Below are 692 nucleotides of genomic sequence, written 5' to 3'. Positions count from 1 at the left end.
CAGGTTGCCCGACATCAGCACCACATCGGCCGATTCCACCGCAATATCGGTACCGGTTCCGATCGCCAGGCCGACATCGGCCTCGGCCAGTGCCGGCGCATCGTTGATGCCGTCGCCGACGAAGGCGACATGGCCATGTGTGGTCTTCAAGCGGCGCACCGCCTCGACCTTGCCTTCCGGCAGCACCTCGGCCACCACTTCGTCGATGCCGAGCTGGCGCGCGATCGCCTGCGCGGTACCAGCGTTGTCACCGGTGACCATCGCCACCTTCAGGCCAAGCTGATGCAGTGCCGCGATTGCGGCCGGCGTGCTCGGCTTGATCGGATCGGATACCGCGATGATTGCGGCCAGGCGACCGTCAATGGCGGCATACAGCGGCGACTTGCCCTGGGTGCCCAGCTCTGCCGCCAGCGTCGCAAACAAAGTGATGTCCACGCCCAGATCGCGCATGAAGCGATCGGCACCGACCTCCACCCGCGCACCATCAACGCTGGCACGCACGCCCATGCCGGTGACCGATTCGAAATCGACCATCGACGGCAGTGCAATGCCCTGTTCAGTGGCTGCATCGACGATGGCGCGGGCGATCGGATGTTCAGAGCGCGATTCCACTGCGGCAACCGCCGCCAGCACGGTGCTGCGATTGAAACCGTCCGTGATCTCGAAGTCGGTCAGGCGCGGGCGGCCTTCGG

1 protein-coding gene is annotated in these 692 nt (G+C 65.6%); it reads right to left on the bottom strand.

Features of this window, described 5'->3' with window-relative positions; all coding sequences use genetic code 11:
* Positions 1 to 692: HAD-IC family P-type ATPase (locus DAI20_RS19510; protein WP_159085132.1), on the bottom strand; the 692-nt coding region annotated here is incomplete at both ends.

The sequence above is a fragment of the Planctomonas deserti genome (genome assembly GCF_003067705.1).
GTDB classification, from domain to species: domain Bacteria; phylum Actinomycetota; class Actinomycetes; order Actinomycetales; family Microbacteriaceae; genus Planctomonas; species Planctomonas deserti.
This window is presented reverse-complemented; position numbering and strand designations above follow the sequence as displayed.